General features: G+C 70.8%; 16 protein-coding genes and 1 tRNA gene. 4 read left to right on the forward strand and 13 right to left on the reverse strand.

Translation table 11 applies throughout. The annotated features are described in order from the left end of the window. Positions 1–70 precede the first annotated feature (70 nt). The 4 genes from HJD23_RS05185 to sucC all read right to left on the reverse strand — a co-directional run bounded on the left by HJD23_RS05185 (position 71) and on the right by sucC (position 4,063). Positions 71–155 (reverse strand) — tRNA-Leu (locus HJD23_RS05185). A gap of 189 nt (positions 156–344) precedes the next feature. Further along, positions 345–1,886: an aldehyde dehydrogenase family protein gene (locus tag HJD23_RS05190; protein WP_171109509.1), complete on the reverse strand. Its 1,542-nt coding sequence runs from the start codon at positions 1,884–1,886 to the stop codon at positions 345–347. Between the two features lie 151 nt (positions 1,887–2,037). After that, a complete protein-coding gene (gene sucD, locus HJD23_RS05195; RefSeq protein ID WP_171109508.1) occupies positions 2,038–2,922 on the reverse strand; it encodes a succinate--CoA ligase subunit alpha in 885 nt (294 codons plus the stop codon). Between the two features lie 10 nt (positions 2,923–2,932). Continuing rightward, entirely contained in the window at positions 2,933–4,063 is a 1,131-nt protein-coding gene (sucC, locus tag HJD23_RS05200) for an ADP-forming succinate--CoA ligase subunit beta (RefSeq protein ID WP_171109507.1), read from the reverse strand. A 176-nt stretch (positions 4,064–4,239) separates the two neighbouring features. Here sucC and HJD23_RS05205 point away from each other — a divergent pair, with 176 nt between their 5' ends. The 4 genes from HJD23_RS05205 to HJD23_RS05220 all read left to right on the forward strand — a co-directional run bounded on the left by HJD23_RS05205 (position 4,240) and on the right by HJD23_RS05220 (position 10,824). Then, positions 4,240–5,922: a thiamine pyrophosphate-binding protein gene (locus tag HJD23_RS05205; protein WP_171109506.1), complete on the forward strand. Its 1,683-nt coding sequence runs from the start codon at positions 4,240–4,242 to the stop codon at positions 5,920–5,922. A gap of 9 nt (positions 5,923–5,931) precedes the next feature. After that, positions 5,932–7,164 (forward strand): formyl-CoA transferase, encoded by a 1,233-nt coding sequence (frc, locus tag HJD23_RS05210; protein WP_171109505.1) that lies wholly within the window; start codon positions 5,932–5,934, stop codon positions 7,162–7,164. A gap of 4 nt (positions 7,165–7,168) precedes the next feature. Beyond that, positions 7,169–9,313 carry an acetate--CoA ligase family protein gene (locus HJD23_RS05215; protein WP_171111553.1) on the forward strand — a complete coding sequence of 715 codons (2,145 nt, stop codon included), beginning with the start codon at positions 7,169–7,171 and terminating at the stop codon, positions 9,311–9,313. Between the two features lie 122 nt (positions 9,314–9,435). Continuing rightward, positions 9,436–10,824, forward strand: coding sequence for an OFA family MFS transporter (locus HJD23_RS05220; RefSeq protein WP_171109504.1), 1,389 nt, complete (start codon positions 9,436–9,438; stop codon positions 10,822–10,824). A 127-nt stretch (positions 10,825–10,951) separates the two neighbouring features. Here HJD23_RS05220 and HJD23_RS05225 read toward each other — a convergent pair whose 3' ends face one another. The 9 genes from HJD23_RS05225 to HJD23_RS05265 form a co-directional block, all read right to left on the reverse strand. Beyond that, positions 10,952–12,151: a sugar phosphate isomerase/epimerase family protein gene (locus HJD23_RS05225; RefSeq protein ID WP_171109503.1), complete on the reverse strand. Its 1,200-nt coding sequence runs from the start codon at positions 12,149–12,151 to the stop codon at positions 10,952–10,954. 114 nt (positions 12,152–12,265) lie between these two features. After that, positions 12,266–13,660, reverse strand: a complete 1,395-nt coding sequence (locus HJD23_RS05230) for a nucleotide pyrophosphatase/phosphodiesterase family protein (RefSeq protein ID WP_171109502.1) — start codon at positions 13,658–13,660, stop codon at positions 12,266–12,268. After that, the gene (eboE, locus tag HJD23_RS05235; protein WP_171109501.1) at positions 13,657–14,826 is read right to left on the reverse strand and encodes a metabolite traffic protein EboE; all 1,170 of its coding nucleotides are present in this window, start codon (positions 14,824–14,826) and stop codon (positions 13,657–13,659) included. The genes HJD23_RS05230 and eboE overlap by 4 nt, the downstream gene beginning before the upstream one ends. Before the next feature lie 3 nt (positions 14,827–14,829). Further along, a complete protein-coding gene (locus tag HJD23_RS05240; protein ID WP_171109500.1) occupies positions 14,830–15,678 on the reverse strand; it encodes a TatD family hydrolase in 849 nt (282 codons plus the stop codon). Further along, entirely contained in the window at positions 15,678–16,493 is an 816-nt protein-coding gene (locus tag HJD23_RS05245) for an EboA domain-containing protein (RefSeq protein ID WP_171109499.1), read from the reverse strand. Before HJD23_RS05245 ends, HJD23_RS05240 begins: the two co-directional genes overlap by 1 nt. Beyond that, positions 16,490–17,464: a sugar phosphate isomerase/epimerase family protein gene (locus HJD23_RS05250; RefSeq protein ID WP_171109498.1), complete on the reverse strand. Its 975-nt coding sequence runs from the start codon at positions 17,462–17,464 to the stop codon at positions 16,490–16,492. The genes HJD23_RS05245 and HJD23_RS05250 overlap by 4 nt, the downstream gene beginning before the upstream one ends. Next, entirely contained in the window at positions 17,461–18,486 is a 1,026-nt protein-coding gene (locus HJD23_RS05255) for an SCO3242 family prenyltransferase (RefSeq protein WP_171109497.1), read from the reverse strand. The genes HJD23_RS05250 and HJD23_RS05255 overlap by 4 nt, the downstream gene beginning before the upstream one ends. Further along, positions 18,483–19,754, reverse strand: a complete 1,272-nt coding sequence (locus tag HJD23_RS05260) for an inositol-3-phosphate synthase (protein WP_232107953.1) — start codon at positions 19,752–19,754, stop codon at positions 18,483–18,485. Before HJD23_RS05260 ends, HJD23_RS05255 begins: the two co-directional genes overlap by 4 nt. 84 nt (positions 19,755–19,838) lie before the next feature. Then, positions 19,839–23,561 carry a ThuA domain-containing protein gene (locus tag HJD23_RS05265; RefSeq protein ID WP_171109496.1) on the reverse strand — a complete coding sequence of 1,241 codons (3,723 nt, stop codon included), beginning with the start codon at positions 23,559–23,561 and terminating at the stop codon, positions 19,839–19,841. Positions 23,562–23,620: the final 59 nt, after the last annotated feature.

Consider the following 23,620-nt stretch of genomic DNA (forward strand, 5'->3'; position numbering starts at 1 on the left):
CCCACGCCTTCAGCAGCCACAACAGAAAATGGTGGCCGGGATCACTCCCGACCACCATTTCGCTGGTGCGTGTCCGAGGGGGGACTTGAACCCCCACGCCCGATAAAGGGCACTAGCACCTCAAGCTAGCGCGTCTGCCATTCCGCCACCCGGACGAGGTGTCCGCCGCCTTGCCGGAGGTGTTCCGCGCGGCGACAGGGACAACAATACCAAGGTTTCGGAGTGCCCTTCACCTGCGTTTCCGTCCCCGGGGAGGGTGTGCCGACCAGGCAATCGACCCAGGCTTGACCGGGGTCGCGACGGCAACCGGCGGCGACCCCGCCGTCACAGCAGGTAGTCGCCCGTCAGGGCATCAGGTGGTACTCCGGGAAGTTCCCCGGCAGCCGCTCCCCCGCCGGCCCCTGCGTCACCGCCCGCACCAGTAGCTCACCGCCCACGAACGCGCCCCGCCAGGACGCGCCGAAGCCGCCGAAGAGCTCCGCGCGGTCGCCGCGGGAGCGCGGCGTGCCGTGGCCGGTCTTGAAGGCGCGGATCTGTGGGGCGAGCCGTTCGTACGTCGCCCGGTCGTCCGTGGACAGGGTGGCGACCAGCGCGCCGTTGGACGCGTTCATGGCGGCGAGCAGCTCGGCCTCGGTGTCGACCAGGACGATGGTGTCGACCGGGCCGAAGGGCTCCGCGTGGTGCAGGGGGGAGGACGGCGGCGGGTTGAGGAGCGTGACCGGCTGGACGTACGCCGAGGTGTCCTGGCCGGGCAGGAAGCGGGCGTCGCTCAGCTTGCCGCGGTGCAGCGGGACGGCGCCGCGGTCGACGGCCTCGGCCACCTGGTCGTGCAGCTCCTTGGCCTTGGCGGCGTTGATCAGCGGCCCGAAGTCCAGCGCCGGGTAGGGGTCGTCATGTTTCTCGACGGCGAGCGGGTGTCCCACCACGAGCGTGCGGACCGCCGGGAGGTACGCCGACAGGAACTCGTCGAACAGCGCACGCTGGACGACGAAGCGCGGGTAGGCCGTGCAGCGCTGTTTGCCGTAGTCGAAGAGCTTGGGCACGACCGCCGTGAGCGCGTCCCAGTCCGAGTAGTTCCAGATGCCCCAGGTGTTGAGTCCTTCCTGTTCGAGGATGTGCCGCTTGCCGAGGTCGGCGACGGCCGTGGCCACCGCGGCGCCGGTGTCGCGACCGCCGACGAAGGAGACGCAGCCGATCTCGGGCGCCCGCACCAGCGCCTCGGACAGCTCGCCTCCGCTGCCGCTGACGAGGGTGACGGGCAGCCCCTCGCGGGCGGCGAGCGCACAGGCCAGGGTCAGACAGGCGACACCGCCGTCGGTCGGGGTCTTCGCGATGACCGCATTGCCTGCCAGTGCCTGCACCAGCATTGCGTGAACGAGCACGCTCATCGGGTAGTTCCAGCTCGCGATGTTGGACACCGGCCCGTCCAGCGGGGCCCGCCCGGCGAGCATCGGCTCGATGCCGTCGACGTACCAGCGCACCCCGTCGATGGCCCGGTCCACGTCCGCCTGCGCGAGCCGCCACGGCTTGCCGATCTCCCAGACGAGCAGCAGTGCGAGCAGTTCCCGGTGCTCGGTGAGCGCGTCGAGGGTGGCGGCGACGCGGACGCGGCGTTCGTCGAGCGGGATGTGCCGCCAGGCGCGGTGCTGGTCGAGCGAGGCGCGGACGGCCTGGTGAGCGGCGGCGCGGTCCAGGCGCGGCGGGCCCGCGATGGGGGTGCCGTCGACGGGGGTGGTGGCGGGCAGGGCATGGCCGTCCGCCTGCCAGGTGGCGTTCCAGTGGTTGAGGACGCGGTCGTCCCGGAAGGCCTCGGGGGCGACGGCGAGGCAGCGCTGCCAGGCGTCGGCCCAGGAGGTGCCTGATTTGAGGGTGAGGGTGGGTGCCATCGTATTTCTCCGCTCTCGGTGCACAGTCGGGGCGGGTTGTTCATGGCGCGACGCCGCGCACGGCTCGCACTGCCGTGCGGGGCGTCGTACGAAGGAAGCTACTGACGCGTCAAGAAACGCGACAGTCACCGGTCGGCGACTATGAGTGACGTCACTCGGCGGTTTCCAGCGCGGCCAACACCAGGCGGGCCGTCTCGGTCGGTGTGCTCCCCACCCGCACGCCGACCGCCTCCAGTGCCTCCTTCTTCGCCTGCGCCGTGCCGGACGAGCCGGAGACGATGGCGCCGGCGTGTCCCATGGTCTTGCCCTCGGGGGCGGTGAAACCGGCGATGTAGCCGACGACCGGCTTGGTGACGTGCTCGTGGATGTAGGCGGCCGCCCGCTCCTCCGCGTCGCCGCCGATCTCGCCGATCAGCACGATCAGTTCGGTGTCGGGGTCGTCCTGGAAGGCGGCCAGGCAGTCGATGTGCGTGGTGCCGACGACCGGGTCGCCGCCGATGCCGACGCAGGTGGAGAAGCCGATGTCGCGCAGCTCGTACATGAGTTGGTACGTCAGCGTGCCGGACTTGGACACCAGGCCGATCCGGCCGGGCTTGGTGATGTCGGCCGGGATGATGCCCGCGTTGGACTGGCCGGGGGTGATCAGGCCGGGGCAGTTGGGGCCGACGATCCGGGTGCCCTTCTGCTGCGCGTACGCCGTGAAGGCGACGGAGTCGTGGACCGGGATGCCCTCGGTGATGACGACCGCGAGGCCGATGCCGGCGTCGGCGGCCTCGACGACCGCCGCCTTGGCGAAGGCGGGTGGCACGAAGACGACGGTCACGTCCGCTCCGGTCGCCGCCAAGCCCTCGCGCACCGAGCCGAACACGGGCACGGCACGGTCGTCGAAGTCGACGGTGCGGCCCGCCTTGCGCGGGTTGACGCCGCCGACGACGTCGGTGCCGGCGGCGAGCATGCGCCGGGTGTGCTTCATGCCCTCGGCGCCGGTCATGCCCTGGACGAGGACCTTGCTCTCCTTGGTGAGGTAGATGGCCATGTCCGTCTCCTTAGGCGGCGTTGGCGAGTTCGGCGGCCCTGCGTGCGGCGCCGTCCATGGTGGTGGCCTGCTGGACCAGGGGATGCGCACGTTCGTCGAGGATCGCGCGGCCGCGTGCGGCGTTGTTGCCGTCGAGCCGGACGACCAGCGGCCTGGTCAACTGGACGGTGTCCAGCGCCTGCACGATGCCGTCGGCGACCGCGTCGCATGCCGTGATGCCGCCGAAGACGTTGACGAAGACCGACTTCACCGCCGGGTCGGAGAGGATGACGGACAGGCCGTCGGCCATGATCCGGGCGGAGGCTCCGCCGCCGATGTCGAGGAAGTTGGCGGGGCGGGCACCGCACCCCGCGACGACGTCGAGCGTCGACATGACCAGTCCGGCGCCGTTGCCGATGATGCCGACCTCGCCGTCGAGCTTGACGTAGTTCAGCCCCAGCTCGGCGGCCACCGCTTCCAGCGGGTCGTCGTGTTGCGCACCCTCGGCACCCCAACGGGTCTGCCGGAAACGTGCGTTGTCGTCGAGCGTGACCTTGCCGTCGAGGGCGAGGATCTGCCCCTGTGCCGTGCGGACCAGCGGGTTGACCTCGACGAGCAGGGCGTCCTCGCGGACCAGTACCTCCCACAGCCGTACGAGCACGTCGACCGTCTGCGGTGGCAGTCCGGCCGCCTCGGCGATCCGGCCAGCCCTGGCGGAGGTGACGCCTTCGGCCGGGTCGACAGGGATGCGTGCCACGGCCTCGGGCCTGCTCGCTGCGACTTCCTCGATCTCCATACCGCCCTCCGCGGAGGCGATCGCAAGGAAGCGGCCGGCGGCGCGGTCGAGGACGTAGGAGACATAGAACTCGGCCTCTACGTCGACCGGTTGGGCCAGCATGACCTTGCGGACCGTGTGGCCCTTGATGTCCATGCCGAGAATCTGGCGGGCCGTCAACTCGGCGGCGGCCGGGTCGGCAGCGAGCTTCACGCCGCCCGCCTTGCCGCGCCCGCCCGTCTTGACCTGGGCCTTGACCACGACACGGCCGCCGAGCCGGCGGGCGATCTCACGCGCCTCCTTGGGCGAGTCGGTGACCTCGGCCCGCGGCACCAAGATGCCGTGTTCTTCGAAGAGTTCCCTTGCCTGGTGTTCGTACAGGTCCATCTCGGCTCCTGACTCCTGAGTCTTCCGGGGCGACCCCGAGACTCCCGAAAACTGCCGCACGCCCCCTGGACACCACCCACCGGATGCGGGATAACAAGCTTCATACAGTATTCGTCGACTGTATGCAATGTACCGCGAGAGCGTTCCAACCCCCTAGGAAGGGACAGGACTTCGCCATGCCCGACGACACCCAGGACGTCATTTCCGGCGGTCATCTCGTCGCCAAGGCCCTGAAGGCCGAGGGGGTCGACCGCATCTACACCCTGTGCGGCGGCCACATCATCGACATCTACGACGGCTGCGTCGACGAGGGCATCGAAGTCGTCGACGTCCGTCACGAACAGGTCGCCGCGCACGCCGCCGACGGTTACGCGCGGATCACCGGCAAGCCCGGCTGCGCGGTCGTCACCGCGGGCCCAGGAACGACCGACGCCGTCACCGGCGTCGCCAACGCCTTCCGCGCGGAGTCCCCGATGCTGCTGATCGGCGGTCAGGGGGCCCTCACCCAGCACAAGATGGGGTCCCTGCAGGACCTGCCGCACGTCGACATGATGACGCCGATCACCAAGTTCGCGGCGACCGTGCCGGACACGGCACGCGCGGCGGACATGGTGTCGATGGCGTTCCGCGAGTGCTACCACGGCGCGCCCGGCCCCTCCTTCCTGGAGATCCCGCGCGACGTCCTCGACGCCAAGGTGCCGGCGGACAAGGCGCGCGTGCCGAAGCCCGGTGCCTACCGCGCCTCGACCCGCTCGGCCGGTGACCCCGAGGCCATCGAGAAGCTCGCCGACCTGCTCGTGCACGCCGACAAGCCCGCGATCCTGCTGGGCAGCCAGGTGTGGACGACCCGCGGCACCGAGGCGGCCATCGAACTCGTCCGCACGCTGAACATCCCGGCGTACATGAACGGCGCGGGACGCGGCACGCTCCCGCCCGGCGACCCGCACCACTTCCAGCTGTCGCGCCGGTACGCCTTCTCCAACGCCGACGTCATCGTCGTCGTCGGCACGCCCTTCGACTTCCGCATGGGCTACGGCAAGCGGCTGTCACCGGACGCCACCGTCGTGCAGATCGACCTCGACTACCGGACCGTCGGCAAGAACCGCGACATCGACCTCGGCATCGTCGGCGACGCGGGACTCGTGCTGAAGTCGGTGACCGAGGCGGCCTCCGGTCGCGTCAACGGGGGCGCGTCGAAGCGCAAGGAGTGGCTCGACGAACTGCGCGCCGCCGAGCAGACCGCGCTCGAGAAGCGGCTGCCGCAGCTGCGCTCGGACGCCTCGCCGATCCATCCGTACCGGCTGGTCAGCGAGATCAACGACTTCCTCACCGAGGACTCGGTCTACATCGGCGACGGCGGCGACATCGTCACCTTCTCCGGTCAGGTCGTGCAGCCCAAGTCACCGGGCCACTGGATGGACCCGGGCCCGCTGGGCACGCTCGGCGTCGGGGTGCCGTTCGTGCTCGCGGCCAAGCAGGCGCGACCGGACAAGGAGGTCGTCGCGCTCTTCGGCGACGGCGCGTTCTCGCTCACCGGCTGGGACTTCGAAACTCTCGTCCGCTACGACCTCCCCTTCGTCGGCATCGTCGGCAACAACTCCTCCATGAACCAGATCCGCTACGGCCAGGCCGCCAAGTACGGCAAGGAGCGCGAGCGGGTCGGCAACACCCTCGGCGACGTCCACTACGACAAGTTCGCCCAGATGCTGGGCGGTTACGGCGAGGAGGTCCGTGACCCCGCCGACATCGGCCCGGCGCTGCGGCGCGCTCGCGAGTCGGGCAAGCCGTCGCTGATCAACGTCTGGGTCGACCCGGACGCGTACGCCCCCGGAACCATGAACCAGACCATGTACAAGTGAGGTGATCCGGTGACCGCAAAGGCTCTGGAAGGCATCCGCGTCCTGGACATGACCCACGTCCAGTCCGGGCCCTCCGCGACCCAGCTTCTCGCCTGGCTCGGCGCGGACGTCGTCAAACTGGAGGCCCCGTCCGGTGACATCACGCGCAAGCAGCTGCGTGACCTCCCGGACGTCGACTCCCTCTACTTCACGATGCTCAACTGCAACAAGCGGAGCATCACCCTCAACACCAAGACCGAGCGCGGCAAGGAGCTCCTCACCGAGCTGATCCGGCGCTCCGACGTCATGGTCGAGAACTTCGGCCCGGGCGCGGTCGACCGCATGGGCTTCACCTGGGACCGCATCCAGGAGATCAATCCGCGTATCGTCTATGCCTCCATCAAGGGGTTCGGCGAGGGCCCGTACACCAACTTCAAGGCGTACGAGGTCGTCGCGCAGGCCATGGGCGGGTCGATGTCGACCACCGGTTTCGAGGACGGGCCGCCGCTGGCGACGGGGGCCCAGATCGGGGACTCGGGGACAGGTGTGCACGCCGTGGCGGGCATCCTCGCCGCTCTGTACCAGCGGGAGCGCACCGGGCGTGGGCAGCGGGTCAACGTGGCCATGCAGCACGCTGTACTCAACCTGTGCCGGGTGAAGCTGCGGGACCAGCAGCGCCTGGCACACGGGCCGCTTGCTGAATATCCCAACGAGGACTTCGGCACGGAAGTTCCCCGCTCGGGAAACGCCTCCGGCGGCGGCCAGCCCGGCTGGGCGGTCAAGTGCGCGCCGGGCGGCCCGAACGACTACGTGTACGTCATCGTGCAGCCCGTCGGCTGGCAGCCCATCAGCGAGTTGATCGGCCGGCCCGAGCTGGCGGACGACCCGGAGTGGGCGACGCCGGAGGCCCGGCTGCCCAAGCTCAACAAGATGTTCCAGCTGATCGAGGAGTGGTCCTCGACCCTGCCCAAGTGGGAGGTGCTGGAGCGGCTCAACGCGCACAACATCCCGTGCGGACCGATCCTGTCCACCAAGGAGATCATCGAGGACACCTCGCTGGCCGCCAACGAGATGGTCGTCCGGGTGCCGCACCCGGAGCGCGGCGAGTTCGTGACCGTGGGCAGCCCGCTGAAACTGTCCGACTCCCCCGTGGAAGTGACCAGTTCGCCGCTGCTGGGCGAGCACAACGAAGCGGTCTACGTCGGCGAGCTCGGCCTCGGCGACGAGGAGCTGCGCCTGCTCAAGTCGAACGGAGTGATCTGACGTGATGGCCGAAGACCGGGTGCTGAGGGTGCGCACGCTCCTCGACACCGTCCGGGCCGAGGGGCGTACGGCGCTCACCGCGCCCGAGGGCAAGGTGATCGCGGACGCGTACGGGATCGCCGTACCCGGCGAGGAGCTGGCGACCGACGTCGACGAGGCCGTCGCGTGCGCGGCACGGTTCGGCGGGCCCGTCGTGATGAAGATCGTCTCGCCGGACATCCTGCACAAGACCGACGCCGGCGGGGTGATCGTCGGTGTCGAGGGGGCGGCCGACGTACGGGCCGCGTTCCACACGATCATCGACAACGCGCGCGCGTACAACGCGAAGGCCCGAATCGAGGGCGTACAGGTGCAGGAACTGCTCCCCCAGGGGCAGGAGGTCATCGTCGGCGCGGTGACGGACCCGACGTTCGGGAAGGTGGTGGCCTTCGGTCTCGGCGGGGTGCTCGTCGAGGTACTCAAGGACGTCACGTTCCGGCTCGCGCCCGTGGACGCCGACGAGGCGCTGTCCATGCTGGACTCGATCCGGTCGGCGGAGATCCTGCGCGGGGTGCGGGGCGCGGCGGGCGTGGACCGGTGGGCGATCGCCGAGCAGATCCGCCGGGTGTCCCAACTCGTCACGGACTTCCCGGAGATCGCCGAGGTGGACCTGAATCCGGTGATCGCCACGCCGGAGGGCGCGGTCGCGGCGGACATCCGGGTGATCCTGTCCGATGCGCCGGTGAAGCAGCGCCGCCGCTACGCGCGCGAGGAGATCCTGACCTCCATGCGCCGGTTGATGCAGCCGCGTTCGGTCGCCGTGATCGGCGCGTCCAGCGAGCAGGGCAAGATCGGCAACTCGGTGATGCGCAACCTCATCGACGGCGGTTTCTCCGGGGAGATCCACCCGGTGAACCCCAAGGCCGATGACATTCTGGGCCGCAAGGCGTACAAGAGTGTCACGGACGTTCCCGGTGAGGTGGATGTGGCCGTGTTCGCCATCCCCGCCAAGTTCGTCGCTGCGGCGCTGGAGGAGGTGGGGCGCAAGGGGATCCCCAACGCGGTGCTGATCCCCTCCGGGTTCGCGGAGACCGGCGAGCACGAGCTCCAGGCCGAGATCGTGGCGATCGCCGAACGGCACGGCACGCGGCTGCTCGGCCCGAACATCTACGGCTACTACTCCACCTGGCAGGACCTGTGCGCCACGTTCTGCACGCCGTACGACGTCAAGGGCGGGGTCGCGCTGACCTCGCAGTCGGGCGGCATCGGCATGGCCATCCTGGGCTTCGCCCGGACCACGAAGACGGGCGTGTCGGCGATCGTGGGCCTCGGCAACAAGTCGGACCTGGACGAGGACGACCTGCTGACCTGGTTCGGCGAGGACCCGCACACCGAGTGCATCGCCATGCACCTGGAGGACCTCAAGGACGGCCGCGCCTTCGTGGAGGCCGCGCGGGAGACCGTGCCGAAGAAGCCGGTGGTGGTCCTGAAGGCGGGCCGTACGGCGGCGGGCGCGAAGGCCGCCGGGTCGCACACCGGCGCCCTCGCGGGCGACGACGCGGTGTACGACGACATCCTGCGGCAGGCCGGGGTCATCCGGGCGCCCGGGCTGAACGACATGCTGGAGTACGCGCGCGCGTTGCCGGTGCTCCCCACCCCCAAGGGGGACAACGTCGTGATCATCACCGGGGCCGGCGGCAGCGGCGTGCTGCTGTCCGACGCGGTGACCGACAACGGCCTGTCCCTGATGGAGATCCCCCCGGATCTGGACGAGGCGTTCCGGAAGTTCATCCCGCCCTTCGGGGCCGCGGGCAACCCGGTGGACATCACCGGGGGCGAGCCTCCGTCGACGTACGAGGCGACGATCCGGCTGGGTCTTGAGGACCCGCGCATCCATGCGCTCGTCCTCGGCTACTGGCACACCATCGTGACCCCTCCCATGGTCTTCGCCGAGCTCACCGCGCGCGTGGTGGCCGATTTCCGCGAGCGCGGGATCGAGAAGCCCGTGGTGGCCTCGCTCGCGGGTGATGTCGAGGTCGAGGAGGCGTGCCAGTACCTGTACGAGCGGGGGGTCGTGGCGTACCCGTACACGACGGAGAAGCCGGTGGCCGTGCTCGGTGCGAAGTACCGGTGGGCGCGGGCGGCAGGGTTGTTGGGGGGCGGTTCATGAGGTGAGCAGGGGAGGGGTCGGCCGACGGTGCGCGTCGGCCGGCCCCGGGACCCGTGCGCGCACGAAAGGCATTGGACAGGGGGCGCTGGCCAGAACTTTCGACGCTAGGGGTGCAACACGACATGACAACCACCGATCTGCCGACATCGGCTCCCTACCGTGAGGTGACCGACGCGAACGGACGCGTCTACCGCATCGGCGAGTCCGACATCGACATCATGGGCCGCAAACGCAAGTGGATGGTCATCCTGCCCTGGGTCGGCATGATGGGCATCAGCTCGGCCGAGTACGCCTTCGCGTCCGCGGAGGACACGCTGCACACGGCGCACAGCTGGAGCAGCGGGCACATCTTCTGGATGCTGGGTGTCTGGGTGTTCTTCCAGGCCGCGGTCGCCTTCCCGGCCGGGAAGCTGCGCGAGAGCGGCAAACTGCCCGCCCGCTGGGCGATGATGCTCGGCGCGGTCGGCACCCTGCTGGGTTATGTGTCGCTCGCTTTCGCGCCGCATGTGATCGTCGCCTACATCGGCTTCGGCATGTTCAGCGGCATGGGTGCGGGCATGGTCTACGCGACCTGCGTGAACATGGTCGCCAAGTGGTATCCGGAGCGCAAGGGCGGCAAGACGGGCTTCGTCAACGGCGGCTTCGCGTACGGCTCCGTGCCGTTCGTCTTCCTCTTCACCGGCTACATGGACCTCACCAACTTCCGCTGGGTGCTGGTCTCGGTCGGCATCTTCCTCGCCGCGGTCGTGGCCACGGCGGGCTACTTCTTCCGCGACCCGCCGAAGAACTGGTGGCCGGCCGACGTCGACCCGCTGAAGAAGCCCGACGACGCGCGTGCCCGGCGCGCGCTGGAGAAGAACCCCCCGGCCGTGCACCAGTACACCCCCATGGAGGCGTGGCGGACCGGCCGCGTGGCCCTCATGTGGTTCTGCCTGCTGTGCACCTCGGGCGTGAACATCTTCGGCATCGCCTTCCAGGTGCCCTTCGGTGACGAGGCCGGCTTCGCGGGCGGCATCGTGGCGACCGCCATGTCCCTGAAGGCGATCGTGAACGGCACGGGCCGCGGGGTCATCGGCTGGCTCTCCGACCGGTACGGCCGCAAGCAGTGCCTGATCTTCGTCTGCATCGTCCTCGGCCTGTCCCAGTACGGGATCCTGTTCTCCGGGAACATCGGCAACCTGCCGCTGTTCCTGCTGTTCTCGTCCATCTCCGGCTTCGGTGGCGGCGCCATCTTCCCGATGTTCGCGGCCATGACCGCCGACTACTTCGGCGAGAACAACAACGCCTCCAACTACGGCCTGGTGTACTCGTCGAAGCTGGTCTCCGGGCTGCTCGGCTCCGGCATGGGCGCCGTGGTGGTGGCCGCCTGGGACTACGCCGGCGCGTTCATCCTGGCCGGCTCGATCTCCCTGTTCGCGGGCTTCATGGCCCTGTTCCTGCAGCCGCCGGGACGGCCACGGCCCAAGCGCATCACCCCCAACCCGCAACCGCTCGGCGAGGAGACGGCCTGACCGGCCGCATTCCCGGAGCCGCACACCGTCCCTGCCTAGGCACAACCAACCCCAGAGCTTCTCGCACACGGACCGGGCGGCCCCTCCCGCAGCACGCGGGAAGGGGCCGCCCGGTCCGTCGTCCGGATCAGTGGCGCCGCTTGCGCAGGGCCGCCAGGTTGTCGTAGCTGATCTTGGCCTCGCGCAGCGACTGCGCGGGGTCGGTGGCGCTCGGGGAGTTGTCGTCCTCGACCATCGGGTTGTGGTAGTTCCGCTCCCCGACCCGGGAGAAGAACGTCGTGTAGTCGATGACTCCGGTCCCGAAGGGCACCATCTCGTAGCCCATGCCGTTCGTGGTGCTGACGACGCCGTCCTTGGCGTGGAACAGCGGGTAGCGCTTGTTGTTGCGGGCGACCAGGCCGGCCGGGTCGAAAACGTTCCTGCGGGTGGAGCCGTCGTGGGCCGTGTACGTGTGGAACTTGTACTGGGCGACGTGCGCCCAGAAGATGTCCATCTCCAGCCAGACGACCCTCGGGTCGGTGACCTTGAGGAAGTACTCCAGCTTCCGGATGCCCGAGCTGCGGGTCGGCCGGCCCTGGTCGTCCAGCGGGCCGCCGTCGAGCAGGAAGCCGTAGGCCCCGTCGTGGTTGTGGGTGTAGAGCTTGATGCCCTCGCGACAGGCGATCTCGCCGAGGGCGTTCCACTTGTCGGCGGCCACGTCCCAGTCGGCGCGGTGGGAGCTGCCGGTGGGGTCACCGCCGGTGCCCATGTGGTCCATGCCGATGATGTTGGCGATCTCGAGCTGCTTCTTGAAGGTGTCCAGGTCCGCCGTGGTCAGCGGCCAGGACGGCGGGATGAAACCGTGGTTGCCCTGGGCGCGCAGGCCGTAGTCGTCGAGCCAGCAGCGCAGCAGCTTGGCGCCCGCGACGGATCCCAGGTCGGCGCCGCCGGGTGCGTTCGCGTGCTGGCGGTAACCCGCGAACTCCACCTGGCGGTAGCCGTGGCGGGCCAGTTGCTTGAACACCTCGCGGAAGCCGGAGGGCAGGTCGGTGGAGAGGGGGTCGCGGCCGGTGGCGTCACGGACGGTGTAGAGGATGATGCCGCGCTTGTGCGGCGGGACGAGAACATGCCCGCCATGTCCGTGTCCGTGGCCGTGGTCTCTGCCCCGGTCCTGGGCCAGGGCTGGGGCGGCGCCGAAGACGGGCGCCGCGACGGCGCCGGCCGCCACGGCAGTGCAGGTGCTGAGGAAGCGGCGCCGGGCCACGCCGAGGCTGCGGCGCAGTCCCTCGTCCGGGGCGGCGGCGGAGGCGGTGGCCTCGGTGCGGGAGGGGTCGGAATACAGGGTCACGAGTGTCTGCCTTCTCGGTCGTGGCCGGTTCCGGTGCGGCCGGGACCGGCCGTTGTCAGTGCCGTGTGTTTCACTCTCAGTAGCTGGATCTCGGCGCCTGTATGAGCTGGTGCGTCAGCCGAGACCGGCCAGTTGGAGCAGCAGTGACTTCACGTCGGTGGCCGCGACACGGCCGTCGACTGCGCGGGGGGTGGAGCAAATGAGGAGCGGACCGTCGTCGTCGCTCATGGGGAGGCGGCCGTGGCTGCCGCGAATAGGTGAGGGATCCAGCGGCACGACCGCCATGCGGTAGCGCATGCCGAGCTTCTTGCGGGCCAGTGCGGCCGCCGCCTTGACCTTGACGTAGGGGTCGAGGGGATCCATGAAGAGCTCGACCGGGTCGTAGCCGGGTTTGCGGTGGATCTCGACGAGCTGCGCGAAGTCGGGCGCGCGGGCGTCGTCGAGCCAGTAGTAGTACGTGAACCAGGCGTCCGGCTCCGCGACGGCGACGAGCTCGCCGGCCCGCGGATGGTCGAGTTGGTGGGTCTTCTTGCCCTCGTCGTCGAGGAGTTGCTCGATCCCGGGCAGTCCGTCGAGCGCGGCGCGGGTCGCGTCCAGGTCCTCGGGGCGGCGCACATAGACGTGGGCGATCTGGTGGTCGGCGACGGCGAAGGCCCGGGATGCCATCGCGTCGAGGTACTCCATGCCGTCCTGCGTGTGCACCTCAAGCAGGCCCGCGCGGCGCAGTGCGCGGTTGATGTCGACGGGCCGGTTCACGCGGGTGATGCCGTACTCGGACAGCACGACAACGGTACGGCCCTCCGCGCGGGCGTCGGCCAGCAGCGGGGCCATGGCCGCGTCCAGGTCGGCGGCCGCCTTCAGGGAGCGCGGGTCGTCGGGGCCGAAGCGTTGCAAGTCGTAGTCGAGGTGAGGGAGGTAGCACAGGGTCAGGTCGGGGTGCCTGGTGCGCAGGATGTGGCGGGTCGCGGCGATGATCCACTGGCTGGAGACGAGGTCCGCGCCGGGGCCCCAGAAGTGGAACAGCGGGAAGGTGCCGAATTCCTCGGTGAGTTCGTCGTGGAGGTCCGGCGGGCGGGTGTAGCAGTCGGGTTCCTTGCGGCCGTCGGCGTAGTAGATCGGACGGGGGGTGACAGTGATGTCGGTGTCCGCGCCCATGGCGTACCACCAGCAGATATTGGCGACCGTGTAGCCGGGGTGGGCGCGGCGGGCGGCGTCCCAGAGTTTGTCGCCGGCGACCAGGCCGTTGTGCTGGCGCCACAGCAGGACGTCGCCGAGTTCACGGAAGTACCAGCCGTTGCCGACGATCCCGTGCTCGGAGGGCATGGTGCCGGTCAGGAACGTCGACTGGGCGGCGCAGGTGACGGCGGGCAGGACGGTGCCCAGGGGGGCGTGGGAGCCGGACTGGGCGAGGGTCTTCAGGTGCGGCATGTGGTCGAGCAGACGGGGGGTGAGGCCCACGACGTCGAGGACGAGGAGTGGGGTGGGGCGCGCTGCGGCGCGGGCGTTCACGGCAGCTCCTTCAGGCCGAGGTCCGTCAGCAGGTCGCGGGCCAGGGTGAGTTCGGCCGCGATGCCATCCGTGAGCTGGGTGCGGGCCCGGGGCCGCAGCTCCGGTGGAAGGGCCTGCCAGGTGTAGGTCTCGACCTCCAGATGGTGAGTGAGCGGGCCGGCTCCGCCGACGAGGCGGGCCAGGGCCGTCTTCAGTACGGCGAGCGTGGAGGTGAGGGGCGCGGCAGGGGCCGCGTGCAGCGGGACGTGGAAGTGGGCGCGCCAGGGCGAGGCGTCGGGCAGGGCGGCGTCCCGGAGGGCCGCGCCGAGGTCGTCGGTGCCGCGGAGGCCCGCGGCGGTGGCGGTGCGGGTCTGGTGCAGGAAGCGGGGTTCGTCGAAGGCGGCGAGGGCGTCGCGGACTTCGGGGAGATGGGGGTGTTCGGCGTGCAGTGCGGCGGAGAGCTGGGACTTGACGACGGGGACGCCGGCCTGGGTGAGGGCGTCCAGGGCGGCGTGCGGGTCTTCGAAGGAGGTGGCGAGGTGGCAAGTGTCGACGCAGATGCCGATGCGGTCGTGGGTGATCGCGGTCAGCGGGGCGATGGCGTCGCCGGTGGTCTCGATGACGCAACCGGGTTCGGGTTCCAGGCCGACGCGGATCGAGCGGCCGGTCAGTTCCTGGAGGGCGTCGAGGCGTTCGCCGAGGGTGCGCAGGGCGGTGTGGGCGGCGTCGGCCCGCCGGCTGTCCTGGGCGGTGCGCCAGGCGAGCGGCAGGGTGGAGACGCTGCCCTCGGTGACGTCGTCGGGGAGGAGCCCGGCGAGGACGCGGGCCAGGGCAGTGGTGTGGTCGAGGCGTTCGGGATCGGCCCAGTCCGGCTTGTACACGCGGTACTTGACCTCTTCGGCACCGAAGCCCTCATAGGGGAAGCCGTTGAGGGTGACGACTTCGAGGCCGCGCCGGTCGAGTTCGGCGCGCAGATCGCGCAGGGCGGAGGGGACGGTGACGAGGGCGTGGGCGGCGTCCCTGGCGAGCCACAGGCCGATGCCGAGCCGGTCGCGGCCGAGGCGGCGGCGGACGGGTTCGCAGTGGTCGCGGAGCTGGGCGAGGACACCGTCGAGGGTTTCGGCGGGGTGGACGTTGGTGCAGTAGGCGAGGTGCACCGTGGAGCCGTCGGGATGGCGGAAGCGCATGGCTCACTCCCCGCCGCGCAGGATGGAGTTGCCTTCGTGGGTGGCCTCGTTCGCGGCGATGTCGAGGTTCAGCCGGCCGCTGAGCCCGTAGAAGGCGACGGGGTTGCGCCACAGGACCTGGTCGACGTCGTCCTCGGTGAAGCCCTCGGCGAGCATCAGGTCGCCGACCTTGCGGGTCTTCAGGGGGTCGCTGCGTCCCCAGTCGGCGGCGGAGTTCACCAGCGCCTGCTCGGTCCCGTAGGTGCGCAGGATCGCGACCATCCGGTCCTCGTCCATCTTGGTGTCCGGATAGACGGAGAAGCCCAGCCAGCAACCGCTGTCCTTGGCTTCCTTGACGGTGGTCTCGTTGAGGTGGTCGAGCAGGACGCGGTCCGGCGGCAGGGCGGACTCCCGCACGAGGTCGAGGGTGCGGCGCAGGCCGGCCAGCTTGTCGCGGTGGGGAGTGTGCACGAGGGCGGGCAGCTCGTGGTCGGCGGCGAGCTGGAGCTGGGCGGCGAGGGCGGTGTCCTCGGCGGGGGTCATCGAGTCGTAGCCGATCTCACCGACGGCGACGACCTGGTCCTTGACGAGATACCGGGGCAGTTCGTCGAGGACGGGACGGCAGCGCGGGTCGTTCGCCTCCTTGGGGTTCAGGGCGATCGTGCAGTGGTGGGCGATGCCGTACTGGGCGGCGCGGAAGGGTTCCCAGCCGAGGAGGGAGTCGAAGTAGTCGAGGAAGGTGGCGGGCGAGGTGCGCGGCTGACCGAGCCAGAAGGAGGGCTCGACGACGGCGCGGACGCCGGCGGCGTGCATGGCCTCGTAGTCGTCGGTGGTCCTGGACGTCATGTGGATGTGGGGGTCGAAGATGCGCATCAGGACTCCTTGCCGTGGGGGGTGTCCGATCCGTGCGGTGCTGGTGCGGAGTCGGTCAGGGCCAGGACGCGGGACAGGTCCTCCGGTACGGGACGGCCCGCGGCGGTGCGTTCGGCGGCGTAGTCGCCGAGCATGCGGGCGAGTTCGGCATCAGCGTGGGCGCGCCGCTCCAGATCGGCCACGTTGTCGACGGGGACGCCGGTGAACAGGCACTTCAGTACGGCGTGCCGCCAGTTGTGCGGGTCGAGGTGCCGGGCGGCGTACGGGCCGACGGCGGCGGCGAGGAGCCGGGTGTCGTTGGTGCGCAGGGCGTCCTCGATCAGCGGGAGGACGTCCGGGCCGGGCACGAGGTGGGGCAGGGCGTGCAGGACGGCGCGGCGCTCGGCGGCGGTGCCCTGCCGGTAGACACGGCTGAGCGCGGCCGGGTCGGCCCCGGCGGCATGGAGGATCAGCACGCGGGCGGCGTCGGCGTACTCGTCCCCGCAGCGGCGGCCCGCCTCGGCGATGCGCAGCTCCCACACGGAGATGGGGCCATGCGCACCGGGGTGGGCGGCGGCCTCGGCGAGGGCCTGGTCGAGCCAGGCGCGGACGGCTCCGGGGAGGTGGGTGTTGAGGTGGGCGTGGAGGGAGGTGAGGCGGGTGCGGGCAGGGTTGGGGTGCTCGGTCGTTGTGTCGGCATCGGTGACCGACGCGGTGGGGCTGTGCCTGCCCGTGGCCGCGTTCGTGACCGTCGTGTTGTCGTCCGCCTCGGTGGGCGTCGTCGCGTTGTCGGATCTCGCCGCCGGGGTCGCCGGGGTGGCGTGGGGGTGCTTCACGGGGTGCTCCCTTCAGGGGTGGCGGAGGGCTCGCCGAGGGGTGCGACGGGCGGAGTCGGGGGTGGGACCGGCCCGTTGGGTGGCGCGGCGGTACGGAGGAACGGGAGGGACAGTTCGGCGCAGTGAGGGCCCGCGTGGGAGTGGCGGGGCAGTTCGACGACGGTCAGGCCCTGGTAGCCGGTGGCGGCGAGGGCCGCCAGGACGGGCGGGAAGTCGATCTCCCCCTCGCCGAACGGGAGATGTTCATGGACGCCGCGCCGCATGTCCTCGATCTGGACGTGGCGCAGCCAGGGCGCGGCGGCGCGTACGCAGTCGGCGGGAGGGAGGGGTTCGAGGCACTGACAGTGGCCGATGTCGAGGGTGAGACCGAGGAGGTCGGGGTCGCCGAGGGTGCGGCGCAGACGGTGGAAGTCGGCAAGGGTGGCGAGGAGGTGGCCGGGCTCGGGTTCGACGGCGAGCGGGACACCGGCGGCGGTCGCGGCGTCCAGGACGGGAGTGAGGCTGTCGGCCAGGCGTTTCCACGCCGTGTCCTCGTCCGTGCCGGGCGGGAGGGTGCCGCTGAAGCAGTGCACGGCGTGGGCGCCCAGGTCGGCGGCGACACGGACGGCCCGGAGCAGCAGGTCGACGCGGCGGGCGCGGTCGCCGGGGTCCGGGTCCAGAAGGGAGGGACCGTGTTTGCGGCGCGGGTCGAGCACATAGCGGGCGCCCGTCTCGACGGTGGCCGTCAGTCCCAGCGCGCCGAGGCGCTGGGCGACTCGGCGGGTGCGGGCGGGCAGGTCCGGGGCGAGGGGGTCGAGGTGCATGTGGTCGAGGGTCAGACCGACGCCGTCGTAGCCGAGGTCGGCGAGCAGGACGAGGGCGTCGTCGAGCCGGAGGTCGGCGAGGCCGTTGGTGCCGTAGCCGAAGCGGAGGGAGCGGTGCGGCGGGGTCGGTTGGCCGAGTTCCGGTGCCGGGTTGGGCTGGGGGCTCATGTGATGCTCACCTTCCTCGCGTACTTCCGGCCGATCGGGGCGAGCGCCGCGATGACGAGGGCGGTGACGCCGGCTCCGGCGCGGGCGGCGAGCGCGGCCTGAAGCGGGATCAGGGCGCGGATGCCGCCGCCGACGGCTCGTTGGGTGAGGGGAGGTGAGGGGTTGAGGGCGGCGTGGGTGTAGGGACGGCCTGCCGTCGCGGCGTAGGTGGTGGCGAGGGCGGTGCGCAGGGCGGCGTCGAAGGCGGAGCCTGCGCGGTCGCGCGCGGACCTCCGGCGCCCGGTGCCGATGCCGGTGCCGGTCCTGATGCCGGTGCCGGACCCGACGCCGGTGCCGATCCTGGTGCCAGTGCCAGTGCCGGTGCCGATCCCGGTGCCCGTCGACGTAGCGTCCTTCGTGCCGTTCGTGCCGTTCGTGCCGCGTGCCACGAGCCCGGTGAGGACGGCCGTCGCGGTGAGGGCGGCCAGCGGTGCCAGTACCGAGCCGCCCTGGGTCTCCCGGCGGGAGACCGCCGTCACGGCGAGCGTGTGGGTGCCGAGGAGGGCGGCGGAGGGCAGCGCCTCCCACGGACGGCCGGTGGTGGCGGTGGCGCCGAGGAGGTGGTCGAGGCCACGCGCGGCGGCCATGGCCACGGGACCGGCGGGGGTGTGCTTCAGCGCGAGATCGTACGCCCAGACCGTGGCCGCGAGGGGGGTGGCCACGGCCAGGGCCGGGCGGCCGGCGCGGGCCGCGAGGGCCAGTCCGGCTGCGGTGAGGGCGCAGGCCGCAGTGAGGGCGGAAGACGGCCGGATCCGCCCGGAGGGCAGGGGCCGCTGGGGACGCTCGGCGGCGTCCTCCTCCCGGTCCGCCCAGTCGTTGAGGGCCATACCGGCCTCGTAGAGACACAGGGAGGAACCAATGGCGAGGACGGTGCGCGGGTTGGGGCGGGCACCCGTGGCGACGGCACCGCTCAGGGCGTCGCCGGGGACGGTGAACAGGGCGGGAAGCCGCAGCAGTTCGGCCCAGGCGCGGCTACGGCTCATGGCCGCTCTCCCCGGGGTGCGTCGTCCTGGACCGACTGCGCGGACGTCTCCGCCCCGGCAACCGCGTCCGCGCCTGCACCACCCGTCTTCGCACCGGCGCCGCCCGCCACCGCACCGTCACCCGTACCCAGGTCGGCGGAGGCAGCCGCACCTGCGAGCCGTTCCGCCAGCCGGCCCAGCGCCGCGTACTGCTCGGCCAGGCCCGCCGGTCCGTCCCCCACCGGGTCCTTGAAGTAGAAGCCCAGGTCGCCGAGCGGACCGGTCAGGCCTGCCTCGTGGGACCGGGCGGTCAGGCGGGCCAGGTCCAGGACCAGGGGTGCCGCCAGGGCCGAGTCGCAGCCCTGCCAGATGGTCTGGAGGATCATGCGGGTGCCGAGGAAGCCGTCGAAGGCGATGTGGTCCCAGGCGGTCTTCCAGTCGCCGAGGGCCGGGACGTCGTCGATGTGCACCTCGCCCTCGGGAACGGTGCCGAGGGTGTCGGCGAGGACGCGTTCCTTGCCGGCGTTCTTCGCCGCCGCGGCGGCCGGGTCGGCGAGGGCCGCGCCGTCCCCGCCGCCGAGCAGGTTGGTGCCGGACCAGGCCCGCACGTTCAGCGCCCGCTGCGCGAACATCGGGCCCAGCACGGCCCGCAGCAACGTCTGTCCGGTCTTGCCGTCCCGGCCTGCGTACGGCAGTCCGCTCCGCTCGGCCTCGCGGGCGGCGACGGGGTGGTGCATGCCCTCGGACGGGGTGAAGTTTACGTAGGGGCAGCCCGCGCGCAGGGCGGCCAGCGCGTACAGGGTGCTGGCCGGCAGCGGGGCGTCGGGCCCCTGGGACGCGGGTTCGGTGGAGGCGACGTTCACCACGACGGCCCGCTCCAGGTCGTGGCGGTGCACGAAGTCGCGTATGTCGTCGGCGAAGGCCGTGATCAGTTCGGCCTCGCTCCTGGTGTCCCCCGGAGTGGAGCCGCCGGGCCTGATCTCCCGGTCGGCGGCGGCGAGTTCGGCGGCGACGGCGGTGGCGACGCCGGGCGGGAGGACGCCGCCGGCGGTCAGGGCCTCGGCGCGTTTGGGCAGGGGGCAGTCGACGGTGTCATGGCCGCCGAAGACGAGGTCGGACAGCGCGGGCAGGCCGCTGTCGGTGAACGCCGGGGTCTCGGTCACCATGCCGGTGGGCGGGTGCAGTCCCGCGGTGACGGCGGCGCACCCCGTGACGACGGTGGTGGCGACGGAGCCTCGGGCACCGATCAGCCACACCCCCACACGCGGTCGGGAGAGGGACGCGGACATGGGCAGCCTCCTGGTCGTGCGCGAAACCGGGGGGGAGGGACGGAGACGGCGGGCGGGGGTCCGGCGTCCCCCGCCCGCCGCCGTTCAGTCGCCCTTGACGGGCAGTTCCTTCAACTGGATGTTGCGGAAGGAGACCTGGTCGTCGGCGCCGTGGTTCTGCAGGCCGATGTAGCCGTCGGTCAGGCTCCGCCGGGGGTCCTTGTTGGTGAAGTCGTTGATCTTGACTCCGTTGAGGAACACCTGGAGACGTTCGCCCCGGACCTTGATCTCGTAGGAGTTCCACTGGCCGGGCGGCCGCAGGACCTGGTCACGGGCCTTGATGTTCGCCGACTTGAACGAGTAGACGGAGCCCGTGGTGCGGTCGGGCGCGTCCGTGGCGTCGATCTGGATCTCGTAGCCCCTGTTCACCGCGGACCAGGGGTCGTCGGAGGCGGGGAAGCCCACGAAGATCCCGGAGTTGTCGTCGCCCTGCATCTTCCAGTCGAGCTTCAGGGAGTACGACGTCAGCTCCTTGGCCTGGTACCAGAGCAGCCCCATGCCGCCCTCGGACTCCAGGGTGCCGTCCTTGACGTTGAACGTGCCGGGGCCGGCCTGCTTCCAGCCGTCCAGGGTCTGGCCGTTGAAGATCTTCCGGTAGCCCTTGCTCGGCTTGCAGTCGGCCTTGACCTGGCCGGTGGCGTACTGCAGACCGCCGAGCAGATGGGCCCGGAAGGCCTCCTCGGCGTAGGACTCCTTGGTGTGGCCGAGACCGGTGTAGAAGGACCGGCCGCCGCCGTAGTCCTGGCACCAGGCGATCGGGTGGTCGCCCTTCATGGTGCCGCCCTGGTAGGTCGTCTCGTCCAGGGTGGCGAGGACCTTGACCTGCTCACGCGGGTTGGTGCGGTAGTTGTACCACTCGTCGGTGCGCTCCCAGGTGTCGTCCAGATGCGCGGTGGACGGGTGGTCGTGGTCCTCGACGCGGACGGTGGCCTGCTGGGTGGCCGGGTGCGAGTCGAAGTAGGCGCCGACGAGGCCGCCGTAGAACTCCCAGTCGTACTCGGTGTCGGCGGCGGCGTGGACGCCCATGTAGCCGCCACCGTTCTTGACGTAGTTCTCGAACGCCGTCTGCTGCTCGGCGTTGAGCACGTCACCGGTGGTGGACAGGAAGACCACCGCGTCGTACTTGGCCAGGTTGGTCGTGGTGAACTGCCGGGCCTCCTCGGTCGCGTCGACCGTGATGCCGGCCGGGGCGCCGAGTTCCTTCAGGGCCGCGATGCCGGCCGGGATGGAGTCGTGCCGGAAACCGGCGGTCTTGGAGAAGACCAGGACCCTCTTGCCGTCCTTGAACGGCTGCTTGGAGAACTCGAAGTCGTCCACGTCGTACAGCGCGCCCTCGCCGCCCTTGAAGACCAGGTAGATCTTCGTGGTGCGCTTGGGCAGCGACCGCAGCGGCACGTCGACGTTCTGGAAGGTCTCCCAGCTGCCGGTCGGCGGGATGTAGGCCGAGCCGTGCAGCGGCCCGTCGGGCGAGCCGGTACGCAGTTCGATGAAGCCGCCCGCGCCGCCGGAGGACGCCCGCACGGTCATCTTCTTCTGCCCGTCGAACCGGTAGGGGGTGAAGGAGATCCAGTCGCCGTCGTGGATGTCGCCGACGGTCTTGCCACCGTTGGCGCCGGTCTTGTCGATGATCGACACACCCGACTGGGTGGTGTAGTGCTCGGCCTGGCGGTGCAGCGGCTGGAGCACGGTGCGGGCGGTGCCGGTCAGCGCCTCCTGGCCGTTCGCCCCGCCGTCGGTGTAGGCGGCGCCGACGACGCCGTAGATGTTGGCGTTGGGGTCGTGACCGCCGTCACCGGCGGGCGGCTTCAGAGTGCCCTCACAGCCGGTCTCGCTGGTCAGCTCGTGGGCGTGGGAGTCGTGGCCGAGGCTGTAGACGACCTTGACCTTGGAGCAGTCGATCGTCTCCTCGGGGTCGGTGACGGTCACCTTGAACGGGACGGGCTCACCGAAGGCGGCCAGGCTGCCGTTGCCCGGGACGTCGATCTTCACCTTGGGCTCGGTGTTGCCGACCACGATCCGGACGCTGGCGTTGCCGGTGTTGCCCTCGGGGTCGTGCGCGGTGAAGGTCGCGGTGTAGGTGCCGACCTTCTTGTACCTGTGGGTGGGGTTGAGGCCTTCGCCCTTGGTGCCGTCGCCGAAGTCCCAGCTGTAGGTGAGGTCGGGCGAGTCGGCGTCCTTGGCGGAGCCGGTGAAGGCGACCTTCAGGCCGGCCGCGCCGGACGTCTTGTCGGCGCTCACCTCGGCGATCGGGGAGAAGCCGTCCTCGGCGTTCTCGATCCGGTACAGCGCGGAGTTCTCGTCGCCCTGGAACCAGGAGACGCCGTAGTCGAGGACGTAGAGCGCGCCGTCGGGGCCGAACTCCATGTCCATGATCTGGGTGCCGGTCCACGGGAAGTCGTTGATCTTCGCGACCGAACCGTCCTCGTTCTGCTCGATCCGCTTGATCCACCGGCGGCCGAACTCACCCGCGAAGAAGTCGCCGTCGTACGCCTCGGGGAACTTCACCTTGGAGTCGAGGTCGGGGTCGTAGCGGTAGACGGGCCCGGCCATCGGGGACTCCGAGCCGCTGCCGAACTCGGGCACGGAACCGCCGTCGTAGGGGATCCAGGCGGCCTGCGCGGGCGGCAGGTCGACCAGGCCCGTGTTGTGCGGCGAGGTGTTCTTCGGGGCGGCGCAGTCGAACTTCTCACCGGAGGTGCCGGTGGCGAAGTCGTAGTCGACGTAGGCGTCGTTGTTCCCGGTGCAGAACGGCCAGCCGAAGTTGGCGGGCTCGGTGACCTTGGCGAACTCGACCTGGCCTGCCGGGCCCCGGCTGGGGTCGGCGGCGCCCGCGTCGGGGCCGTAGTCGCCGACGTAGACGATGCCGGTCTTGTCGTCGACGCTCATCCGGAACGGGTTGCGGAAGCCCATCGCGTAGATCTCCGGGCGGGTCTTGTCCGTGCCGGGGGCGAAGAGGTTGCCCTCCGGGACGGTGTACGAGCCGTCCTCGGCGACCTTGATACGGAGGATCTTGCCGCGCAGGTCGTTGGTGTTGCCGGAGCTGCGCCGGGCGTCGAACGCGGGATTGCGGCCCTCGCGGTCGTCGACCGGCGTGTAGCCGTCGGAGGCGAAGGGGTTGGTGTCGTCGCCGGTCGACAGGTAGAGGTTGCCGTCCGCGTCGAAGTCGATGTCGCCGCCGACGTGGCAGCACAGGCCGCGGGACGCCGGGACGTCCAGGACCTTCTTTTCGCTGGCCATGTCCAGAGTGCCGCCCGGGTTCAGGACGAAGCGGGACAGGCGGTTGACGCCGTCGAACTTCTTGAAGTCCTCGGCGGTGCCGGTCTCCGGGGCGTCGCCCGCGGGGGTGTCGAGCGGCGGGGCGTAGTAGAGGTAGATCGCCCGGTTGTTCTCGAAGTCCGGGTCGATTCCGACGCCCTGCAGGCCCTCCTCGTCGTGGCTGTAGACGGGGATCCTGCCGGCGACCTTGGTGACGCCGCCCTGGTCGGTGAGGCGCAGCGTGCCGTCGCGCGAGGTGTGCAGGACGCTGCGGTCCGGGAGCACGGCGAGCGACATCGGCTCGCCCGTCTCGGGTTCGCCCTTGGCGAGCGGCACCTGTTGGAACTGCCCCTCGGCGGCGGCCGGTTCGTCGTGTTCCGGGTGGCCGGGGTGGGCGCCGGCGACGGTCGCCGGGGTGCCCACGGCCAGGAGCAGGCCGGTGAACAGGGCGAGGGTGGTACGAAGCCTTGGACGCCTCGGGGTGCGGGTGCTTCGGAGTCTGGTTCTGTGCACGAAATCCCTCCGGGAACGGGTGGGCCGTACGGGGTGGGTGCGAAGACGTGCGGTGCGGG

Origin of the sequence: Streptomyces sp. Z423-1 (assembly GCF_013009255.1) — a bacterium.
GTDB classification, from domain to species: Bacteria; Actinomycetota; Actinomycetes; order Streptomycetales; family Streptomycetaceae; genus Streptomyces; species Streptomyces gossypiisoli.

Bases quoted from the DNA above. Each gene is read 5' to 3' on its own strand.
- HJD23_RS05220 (WP_171109504.1), top strand. From the start codon at position 9,436: ATGACAACCACCGATCTGCCGACATCGGCTCCCTACCGTGAGGTGACC.
- HJD23_RS05250 (WP_171109498.1), bottom strand. From the start codon at position 17,464: ATGAGCCCCCAGCCCAACCCGGCACCGGAACTCGGCCAACCGACCCCG.
- HJD23_RS05240 (WP_171109500.1), bottom strand. From the start codon at position 15,678: ATGCGCATCTTCGACCCCCACATCCACATGACGTCCAGGACCACCGAC.
- sucC (WP_171109507.1), bottom strand. From the start codon at position 4,063: ATGGACCTGTACGAACACCAGGCAAGGGAACTCTTCGAAGAACACGGC.
- HJD23_RS05215 (WP_171111553.1), top strand. From the start codon at position 7,169: ATGGCCGAAGACCGGGTGCTGAGGGTGCGCACGCTCCTCGACACCGTC.
- eboE (WP_171109501.1), bottom strand. From the start codon at position 14,826: ATGCGCTTCCGCCATCCCGACGGCTCCACGGTGCACCTCGCCTACTGC.
- HJD23_RS05190 (WP_171109509.1), bottom strand. From the start codon at position 1,886: ATGGCACCCACCCTCACCCTCAAATCAGGCACCTCCTGGGCCGACGCC.
- sucD (WP_171109508.1), bottom strand. From the start codon at position 2,922: ATGGCCATCTACCTCACCAAGGAGAGCAAGGTCCTCGTCCAGGGCATG.
- HJD23_RS05205 (WP_171109506.1), top strand. From the start codon at position 4,240: ATGCCCGACGACACCCAGGACGTCATTTCCGGCGGTCATCTCGTCGCC.
- HJD23_RS05260 (WP_232107953.1), bottom strand. From the start codon at position 19,754: ATGTCCGCGTCCCTCTCCCGACCGCGTGTGGGGGTGTGGCTGATCGGT.
- HJD23_RS05255 (WP_171109497.1), bottom strand. From the start codon at position 18,486: ATGAGCCGTAGCCGCGCCTGGGCCGAACTGCTGCGGCTTCCCGCCCTG.